Source organism: Caldivirga sp. UBA161 (genome assembly GCF_002506515.1).
Taxonomy (GTDB): Archaea; Thermoproteota; Thermoprotei; order Thermoproteales; family Thermocladiaceae; genus Caldivirga.
The window spans coordinates 3,337-13,145 of sequence record NZ_DAXS01000006.1 but is presented as its reverse complement, the minus strand read 5'-3'; the positions used below and the strand labels follow the sequence as shown (position 1 = coordinate 13,145).

The 9,809-nt window shown below is 44.0% G+C and carries 5 protein-coding genes and 1 pseudogene; 4 read left to right on the top strand and 2 right to left on the bottom strand.

Annotation, left to right across the window (positions count from 1 at the left end):
- Nucleotides 1–50: 50 nt before the first annotated feature.
- Together rgy and BP896_RS00620 are read right to left on the bottom strand one after the other, a co-directional pair.
- Nucleotides 51–3,905 (bottom strand): reverse gyrase, encoded by a 3,855-nt coding sequence (gene rgy / locus BP896_RS00625; protein WP_291764617.1) that lies wholly within the window; start codon nucleotides 3,903–3,905, stop codon nucleotides 51–53.
- Between the two features lie 164 nt (nucleotides 3,906–4,069).
- Nucleotides 4,070–5,323 carry a glycosyltransferase gene (locus BP896_RS00620; RefSeq protein WP_291764616.1) on the bottom strand — a complete coding sequence of 418 codons (1,254 nt, stop codon included), beginning with the start codon at nucleotides 5,321–5,323 and terminating at the stop codon, nucleotides 4,070–4,072.
- 228 nt (nucleotides 5,324–5,551) lie between these two features.
- Here BP896_RS00620 and BP896_RS00615 point away from each other — a divergent pair, with 228 nt between their 5' ends.
- The 4 genes and pseudogenes from BP896_RS00615 to BP896_RS00600 all read left to right on the top strand — a co-directional run.
- Nucleotides 5,552–7,240: a transketolase C-terminal domain-containing protein gene (locus tag BP896_RS00615; protein WP_291764614.1), complete on the top strand. Its 1,689-nt coding sequence runs from the start codon at nucleotides 5,552–5,554 to the stop codon at nucleotides 7,238–7,240.
- 2 nt (nucleotides 7,241–7,242) lie between these two features.
- Nucleotides 7,243–8,244 (top strand): chorismate mutase, encoded by a 1,002-nt coding sequence (locus BP896_RS00610; RefSeq protein WP_291764613.1) that lies wholly within the window; start codon nucleotides 7,243–7,245, stop codon nucleotides 8,242–8,244.
- Complete coding sequence (gene aroF, locus BP896_RS00605) at nucleotides 8,241–9,236, top strand: 3-deoxy-7-phosphoheptulonate synthase (protein ID WP_291764611.1); 996 nt, start codon at nucleotides 8,241–8,243, stop codon at nucleotides 9,234–9,236. The genes BP896_RS00610 and aroF overlap by 4 nt, the downstream gene beginning before the upstream one ends.
- A pseudogene (locus BP896_RS00600) lies at nucleotides 9,233–9,809 on the top strand (iron-containing alcohol dehydrogenase); the annotation flags it as partial. The gene aroF and the pseudogene BP896_RS00600, both read left to right, overlap by 4 nt.

The following is a 9,809-nucleotide window of genomic DNA, read 5'->3' as shown; positions in this document are numbered from 1 at the left end:
GCATTTTTCATAATGCTTGAAGTAAGAGATTACATTATTTGCTTAAAGTCTTACGTCTGCGGCATTATGCCGTATTTAACGGCTTCATTAAATAATTCATGTAGGACTGTTAGGTAGTCTTCATCCCCATTCTCAATATTATCCATATGCTCCTCAACTATCCTTGTCCTATCCTCACTTATAAGGCACTTGAAGTTAACGTTGCACTGCTTCAATAAGCTCTCGAATTCCGTGTTCTCCTGCACCTTATTGCGCCTGGTGCTTAAGTAAAGCTTAGCTGCATCCTTATCGTTCGATAAGCAAATGTATGCGGCCACACCACGCTTAGTTGGGATTAACACCTTTGTTGAACCAAGGGCCTTAACGTAACCCCTCCTCTTAAGGGTCTCTATTATCTTAGCGTAGGTGGATGGCCTACCTATCCTCCTCCTCTTCATCTCAGCAACAATATCACCCTCCCTGTATGGGTATGTTGTGTGAACTGTCTTAACAATAACCTCATCCTCTTCAGTTACAGGTAGTTCCATTGATGATTCTGGGAATTGAATTACTCTAATGGTTGGGTATATGGCTAGGAAACCATTCCTAATCACGCTTGTTACGAGTTCATCAACCTTACTTGAAAGCACATTACCATTACGCATCAACTTAACCTCCACCTTCACCTTCTTAACTAAGCCGCTCTGCATTTGGCTTGCCATGAATCTTCTGAATATTAAGTCGTAGAGTGCAATGTGCCTATTGGTTAACTTCAATTTAAGTACACCGCTGTCAATTAGGCTTCTAAGCTCCTCAGAATCAATAGGCCTAGTTGGCCTAATGCACTCATGAGCACCCTCCTCACCCATACCCCACTCCCTAGCCGCGAAGGCTCCTTCACCAAACCTACTGGTTATGTAGTCCTTAGCCACACTAATACCCACTGCAGAAACCCTTGTGCTGTCAGTCCTATGGTATGTTATTAGACCCATTTCAAACAACTCCTGTGCAAGCCTCATAACCTCCTCTGTACCTGCCCTAAGCCTAGCGGTGGCTTCGGTAAGCATTGAATCAGTGGTGAAGGGTGGTGGTGGATTAACCTCCTCCTCTGATTCGCTGAGCTTTGTTATTATTATCCTAAGCCCCTTCTTATCCTTAGCCACATCCCTTAAGTCATGCCTAACCTTAGCGGTGTCATCACCATTAGTTACTTTATCGAAGGAGACCACAATAACCTTACCATCGCTAATCCTCTTCCTAACAATTAACCTAATCACCCTATTCCTCCTATACTCAATATACCTCTCAATAATCCACTTAAGCACCGGTGTCTGAACCCTGCCAGCCGACATGTTCCTATCATTAAACGCCCTCTGCAGGTATGAACTTAAACCAAAGCCAATCCACCTATCCTCAATACGCCTAACCAACTGAGCCTTAACCATATTACTGTTCACCTCCCTTGGGTTAGCTAATGCGTTCAATATGGCTCTCTTAGTTACCTCATGGAACTCTATCCTCCTAATATCCTGCACGAAGGGCCTAAGCATGTTGAATACGTCCCAAGCAATCTTCTCGCCCTCGGAGTCAGGATCAGTACCCACTAGGACTAAGTCAACCTCAGTGGCTAAGTCCCTAAGCATTTCAATAACATTACTACTATCCACCAGTGGTGTGCCATCGAAGGGGCACTTACTGACGTCGTCGGTGAATGACCTGCCACAGGTTGGGCAACGCTTTATTGTTGAGTATATTGGAATGAAGTTACCATCTATCTTCAACACTGAGTAATAATTCTTGGTTACGTTCGATATGAATTTAGTCACGTAGTGCACGTCACTGCTAACCGTTTGAGTATACTGCTCTGTTGCTAACTCAACTACATGACCCTTAGTTGCTATTATATTCAATAGTAAGTTGCCTGAAGTGACCTCATAGACCATTAAATTACCAAGCATCCTTATGCTTGGTTTACCGAAGAAGTTGGCTATTGTCCTAGCCTTAGTGGGTGATTCAACAATCACGAGGACTGACTTAAGTGGATCAACTTGGCTTATGCTTGGCGGCACGTTACCGGTCATTATTTGCCTTATTAATTCCCTCTCCTCATTAATGGTTTTAAGTAAGTCAGAAACATTAAACTCTTCATAGTTTATGAATTGAAAGTCAACTAACCTGTACTTTAAGTCCCTGCTTAAACTATTGAAGACTACTTCATTATCAACAATAAGCACTGATAAACCATGCGTAATACCACCTAGGTACATTCTAGATGTCCTACCACTACCCTGTATGTAGGCTGGTGAGTCTGGTAAAATGACGTAGATGTCATCACCAATACGCTGAATGCTGACTATTGACTTACTCATGGCTTCCCTCACATCATCCCTACTTAATAGGTCTTGGGCAAGCTTAATGGCATTACTAATGACTTCTGAGGCGTACTTATCGAAACCCTGAAGGTTCTCACCCTTCTCCACAGCTTCAATAACCTTATTAATCCTGTCCTGGCTCATACTCATTATGTTCCTTAGGCTTGAAACAGCCTTATCAATCCTGGTCTTGTACTCGCTTGGCGCAATAACCCTAAGTGAAGAAAGGAGCATTATGTAGCGGCCTGGGTTAAACTCCTTAAGCGATAACCTAAACCGTATCTTCGGCACACCCGCGAACACCACATACCTTATCCTATGGGGTAGGTCAATTCCCCTAACCAGCGCTGACCTAGATGTGGCTAAGCCTATTAGGACTGGTATTGAACCATCCTCAAAGCCCTCGATTAACTTCCTCTTAGGCTTTAGGTAAAGCCCAGCGTTAATGCCATTATCATTAAGGAATTTACTCAACTCCTCAGCGAATTCCCTACCTAAGTCAGTGGGCACGTATATTATTCCACCATCACCAAGCCTCTTAATTAAGCCTAGGATAATAGCCTTGGGGTCACCCTTAGGCTTAATGTACAAGTCAACCACATTCCTAAGTCCCTCAGCCCTACCACCCACATCAAAACCCAGTATCTCCCTGAATAATGCAGCCCTAGCTGTCCTCCTAGTTCTGGTTAACATACCACTAACTATTAGTGAACCAATCTTCTTACCTTCAAGGATTCTCCTTAATTCACTAACCTTACTCTCCCTCTCCTTAAAGTCACTTATCTTGGCAACCTCAAGCGCCTTATCAATGGCCTCCTTCGGTACGCCAAGCAGCTGCAGTAGCCTCTCAATATTTCTGCTTGAAGCCTTCATAACGCTGTCGACATCATCAACGAAAATAAGGTCAAACCTATACTTACTGAGAATCTCCATACCCTTAGGTAGGAAGGCATTAGTTACAATGAGTATGTCGAAGTCGCCAGTCTTAATAATGTTAAGCGCCTCACTCTTATCCTTCTCGCTGAGTAAGCCATTATAGGTAACCACCTTAACATTAACGGCTGCAGAATCCCTATACGCTAAAGCCCTCTTAAACACTTGGTAAGCCAACGTTGAGGTTGGAAAAACCATGAGAACCCTACCCCCCTTACTGGCTACATACATTGAAGCCACTAAACCGAAGGTAGTCTTACCACTACCTGTGGGTGCAATTATGGCGAAGCTCTTACCCTTAATAAGCCTCTTAGCCCAAAACCTCTGGGCACCCCACATTGATGCCCCGGTTGCCTTCCTGAATAATTCACTAAACTCATCATACTTCATTAAGTGATTAAAAACATCCCTAAGCCTAACTAATCTACCCTCCCTATTAAGCTCGCTTAGAACTATCCTTAATGATGCTGCCCTTAACCTTGAACCTTCAGGTAGGCAGGCGTGGCATGGTAAGCCATCCCTAAGCCTATCTGAGGTGACTGGGCCACCGCAGTTAGGGCACATACCATGGTAAAGCACCAGCGGCTCCCCACTACTGCCATTACCCTTACTATTACGCATCCTAATTCAACCTTAAGGTAATGCTGGGGATTTAAAAAGCGTTCCCTGAAAAACACCGCACCATGACCCGCATGGAAGGCCGCCCTTAGGAAAGGGGCTGGGGCTTTCATTGCTTATGCATAGGTAAGTTAATAAGCCTTACTGTCCATACAGGATTATTAGTACTAGAGTAAATCCTCCCTCTGAAGTATTTCGCTGAACCTACTCATGAAGGCTTGGAGCGTCATATCCTTAGCCTTACTTACTGATGCTGATGAATAGTGGCTCCAGGCCTTACTATCAGTGATTAGCCTCGCTATTGAGTTAACAGCCTCATCAACATCACTATACCCTAACCCCCTTGCACCCTCCTCAACTAGGTCACTCCACGTGCCCCCTGACTTATGGACGACGGTGGGTAATCCCCTTGCCATAGCCTCAGCCACAGCTATGCCCCAGTGCTCATTGATTGTTGCATGAAGGAATGCCTTCCCTGAATCCATTAGCTTATTTATCAATTGCCTGGGCGCATTGGGTACTAGGTATAGGTCAGCGTCCTTATTAAGGTCGCTTGAAGCCCTTAAACCAGCCTTAGTTGCTAAATTCATAACCCTACTCATGTAGGCCAACTGCGTCCTAGTGGTGGCTCCACCAATTATGATTACCCTAATACCCTTAATTTCCTTGATGAGCCTTGGGGCAAGCTCAGCGGCAACCCAATGATACCTCTTCTCTTCACTGAATCTACCAAGCATAATAACCCAATTATCCCTCTCATCAAATGCCTTGGGTTCATCAACTATCTCAGTGTTAGGTGCTATGGGTGGATTAAGCACAATGGGTTCCTCACCGTAAACCATCTTAGCTACTCCGGCAGTCCACTTAGAGTTAGTTAAGACCACGTCAGCATCATTGAATGGGTTCTCCCTAATGTAGTGTGGAAGCAGCCTTATGAATAAACCCCAATATAAATTCATTGGGAACTTACCATACCTCTCAGTTATATATGGATCCTCACCATAGGCTAACCCAGTACCCTTAAACTTGGGGTTAATTATTACCTCGAAGGGGAAGTGAATATACTCAATTATGCTTAATCCCCTCCCCCTATAATTAACGAGCGGCTTATATGTTTCCTCATCAGTAAACATTAGTAGGGCGCGGTACTTATTAATTGCCTTAACCGCAGGATACCATACGAATAACCTGGTCCATAGGCCAAAAGCCTTAATATTACCGAGGGGCAGCGTTACTATAGGGTACTTGGATATGTCAATACCATACCAGTCAATGTACTTACCTGGATTAAACTTAAATGTGCCAGTTAATACTGGGTTAAAGCCCATTTTATCAAGGGAAAAAGCCACTGAGGCGCAGACTAATTGACCGCCTCCTGGTGATCCCCAATAATGATGAGACACAAGCGCACTATTACCCATGAGTTACTATTCAGTGGAAGGGGTTATTTACATTTGCGTGAATTAAGCCTCATTAAATTAATGATGCAGGCCTTAAGTTAACCCTACTGATTACTCATGACGCACCTCAGTTAACTATAAATTATTAAATTATGGGTAATGCTTAAAAATATAGATTGTATAGGCTGCTTAGATTAGTATGGAATTCGGGACCCACGTGGAATACCTGGAATGGTAAAGGAGGCTAAGGTGAACCTGGTTAATAAGGTTAAGGAAATAGGTAATAAGGCCCGTTCAACATTGGTTGGGTTAAGCCTAATAGACCCACATATTCACTTAGGTTCATCACTATCAAGCATAGATATAATAGCTACACTATACTTAATGGCTAATGTACGTGATGATGATCCATTAAGGAGGGATTACGTAATATTATCAAAAGGCCACGCGGCCCCAGCATTATACATTGTGCTATCAGAGTTAGGTCTAGTTAATAGGGAGGAGTTAATTATGATTAATGAACCCTGGAGCCCACTGCAGGGCCACCCTGAGGTTAAATTACCAACGGTGCCAGTATCCACAGGTAGCTTAGCGCAAGGATTAAGCGCAGCCGTGGGTATGGCTAGGGGCTTAATGGCTAGGGGAGCTTCAGGTAGGGTTTTCGTAATAGTAGGTGATGGTGAATTAGATGAGGGGCAGGCTTGGGAGGCTTTAATGGATATTGCTGAATCCAAGCTGAGTAACCTACTCATAATAATTGACTACAATGGTGTTCAATTAGATGGGCCAGTGAGGGGTATTAAATCCGCATTAGCTGAAGTACTTAAGGCCCTTGGGTTCACTGTGCTGGAGTGTGATGGGCATGACCCAGAATCATTAATTGAAGCATTAATTCAAGCATATAAGGTGAATGGGCCTAAGGTCATAATAGCAAAAACAATTAGGGGAAAGGGTGTTTCCGACATTGAGGGAACCAGTAAACAAAGAATACTGGATGATGGTGGAGAACCAGGCTTTGGATCAATGAGGGATGCGGTAGGTAAGGCTCTTCTTGAGGCTGGTGAAAGATACGATGACTTATACGTAGTTACAGCTGATGTGGGTGGGTCAACGAGGGCTATTTGGTTTAAGGAGAAGTTCCCGAACAGGTACATTGACGTTGGTATAGCTGAACAACACATGATTAGTGTTGCCAGTGGATTAGCCTTAACAGGCCTTAGGCCTGTTGCGATTGGGTTCGCAATGTTCATAATGAGGGCTTGGGAACAAGTTAGGAATACAGTATCTAGGATGAACCTAAATGTTAAGATTATTGGAACCCACTCAGGTTTAAGTGATTATGCTGATGGGGCATCTCACCAAACCTTCGAGGACATATCATTAATGAGGGTACTGCCAAACATGACTATTGTAGTGCCCGCTGACCCCAATGAGGCTAGTAAGGCTGTGTTGGCGCTACTGGAGCATCAGGGGCCGGCTTACATTAGGATTGGGAGGGATTATGGACCTAGAGTGACTAATGGTGATGAGTTTAAGTTGGGTAAGGCATCAGTGCTTAGGGATGGGGATGATTTAGCAATTATTGGTGCTGGGCCAGTCCTATGGGATGCATTAATGGCCGCTGAGGAATTAGGTAAGATGGGGATTTCAACAATGGTTATTAACTTAAGCACAATTAAGCCCATTGATACCGACACTGTGATTAAAGCTGCTAAGAGGACAGGGGCTGTGTTAACTATTGAGGAGCATTCAACGTTTGGTGGGGTTGGTTCAGCAGTAATTGAAGTGCTTTCCCAGAATTACCCTGTGCCAGTTAGAATGATTGGGATTAATGGATTTGGTAGGTCAGGTAGATCAACTAGGCAGTTAATGGAGTACATTGGCTTAACCCACAGGAGGATTGTTAATGAAGCTCTCACATTAATTAAGGGTGAGTAGTAATGCTGTGGCAATTAAGGAGGAACATTGATGAGATTGATGATGAAATAATTAAGCTATTAGCCAAGAGATTAACCATAGCTGAGGCTATTGGTGACGTTAAGAGGAAGCTTAACCTGCCGCCGGTGGATCATGAGAGGGAGGGGGAGGTTATTGATAGGTGGGTTAGTGGCTTAGTTGAGGCTGGCCTAGATGAATTAACGGCAAGAAGCATTGCTGAGCTGGTGATTAAGGCGTCCACTAAGAGGCAGATTAGGAATTGGTTTAACGTTAAGGTAACAGTGGTTGGCTCAGGGAGGTTAGGTAAGACACTTAAGAGAACTTTAAGCCAAGTCACTCCAACAACCCTAATTAGTATGAGGGATGAGTTACCGGACTCAGATGTAATAATACTTGCCACAAGGCCCACTGAGGACTCCATTAACTACATTAAGAGGAATAGTGACAGCATAAGGGGTAAGGTGCTCATGGACTCCTTCTCAGTTAAATCAAGGTTATTCAATATTATTGAGAACGAGTCGAGAGAGGCAGGGTTCAGGTACCTGAGCATACACCCATTATTCGGTAGCCTAACGGACACTTGGGGTGAGGTAATGGTACTGATACCATCATTAACCAGTAGGGATTCACTACCAATGGCTACGCAATTATTTGAAGCAGCAGGCTTAAGAACAGTTATTCTAAGTGACCCCGACACTCATGATAGAATCATGGCCTACATACAGGTTGCCCATCATTTAATGTTACTGGCCCTCTACACCATGCTTAAGGATACTGGTAAAGTAGGTGGCGTTAATGCAAGCTTACTAATGACGCATAGCTTAAGGCTAACCATGAAGGCTATTGAGAGGGCTTTGGAGCAACTTGATGTTATTGATGAAATTCAGAAAATGAACCCATACGCCAGTGAGGTTAGGGATAAAATTACTAAATACATTAACATTATTAATTCAGCTGCAGCTGAAGGAAAACTAAGCGAGTTTATTGAGGGTGATTTAAAGTGATAATAAGGGTAACACCGGGTAAGCTTAATGATGTTGCATCAGCCTTAGATAAGGCTAAGGTAAGGTTTAGGGAAGTTAAGATCCTTGGCGAGGAATTAATAGTGACTTGGCCTGAGGACCCTATTGATGAAGGAGCCATTAGGATGATTGACCCTGGGGCAGTATTAATTAACGTTAAGGCCAAGTATCAGTTAGCCAGTAGGCAATGGAGGCAGAGGAGTATAGTTGACGTTTCAGGAGTTAAGATAGGTGGCGGTGATTTAGTGGTTGCGGCTGGGCCATGCGCAGTAGAGAGTTACGAACAGGTTAAGGAGACTGCTGAGGCTGTTAAGAAGGCTGGAGCCAGGTTACTGAGAGGTGGGGCGTTTAAGCCTAGGACAAGCCCCTATAGTTTCCAGGGGCTTGGTGTTGATGGCTTAAAGATATTGAGGCGAGTCTCTGATGAGGTTGGGTTACCTGTGGTTTCTGAGGTGATGGATACTAGGATGGTTGAGTTGGCTGCTAGTTATGTTGATATGATTCAAATAGGGGCTAGGAATGCTCAGAATTTTGACCTACTTAAGGAGGCTGGTAAAACTGGGAAGCCTATACTACTTAAGAGGGGGATTGGGAATACTGTTGATGAGTGGCTTCAAGCAGCTGAATACATTATGCTTGAGGGGAATGGTAATGTTGTGCTCTGTGAGAGGGGTATTAGAACCTTTGAAAACGCCACAAGATTCACACTGGACCTAGGTGCAGTGGTGGCTGCCAAGAAGCTAACCCACCTACCAGTATGCGTGGATCCATCGCATCCAGCCGGTAAGAGGGATTATGTTATTCCACTAGCCTTAGCTGCAATAGCCGCTGGGGCAGATATGATTATTGTTGAGGTTCACCCAAGGCCGTGGGAAGCCTTATCGGACTCTGAGCAGCAGTTAACCTTTGACATGTTTAATGAATTAATGAGTAAAGCCAAGGCAGTGGCTCAGGCAATAGGTAGGGGTATATGAGGAGCTTCACGTATAGGAGTAGGTGCAGTGGTGAGGTAAAGGTCCTGGTTAATTATCCTCATGCCGATGAATTAAGTAGACTCCTTAATAAATACACCAGCTGCATAATGGTTACACCATCATCGGTGAGCGGTTTAGTGAACTTCAATGAATGCCCAAGAATCATTATTAAGGATGGGGAGGAGGGCAAGGATATTGAAACAGTACTAAATATCATTAGGCAATCAATGAATAATCACCTAGATAGGGGCGGAGTCATGATTGGGATTGGAGGTGGAAGCACACTTGATGTAACAGGATTCGCTGCATCAATATACATGAGGGGTGTGGATTACGTTAATGTACCCACTACAACGTTAGCCATGGTTGACGCAGCCTTAGGGGGGAAAACTGGGGTTAATGCAGCTGGTTTAAAGAACATTATTGGCACAATAAGGCAGCCCAGTGAAATAGTAGTGGACCTAGCCTTCATTAAATCACTACCAACCTCAAGTTACCTGGATGGCTTCGCTGAGGTTCTTAAGTATGGGGTAACTATGGATAAGGGATTATTCAATAAGTTAAGCAGTAATG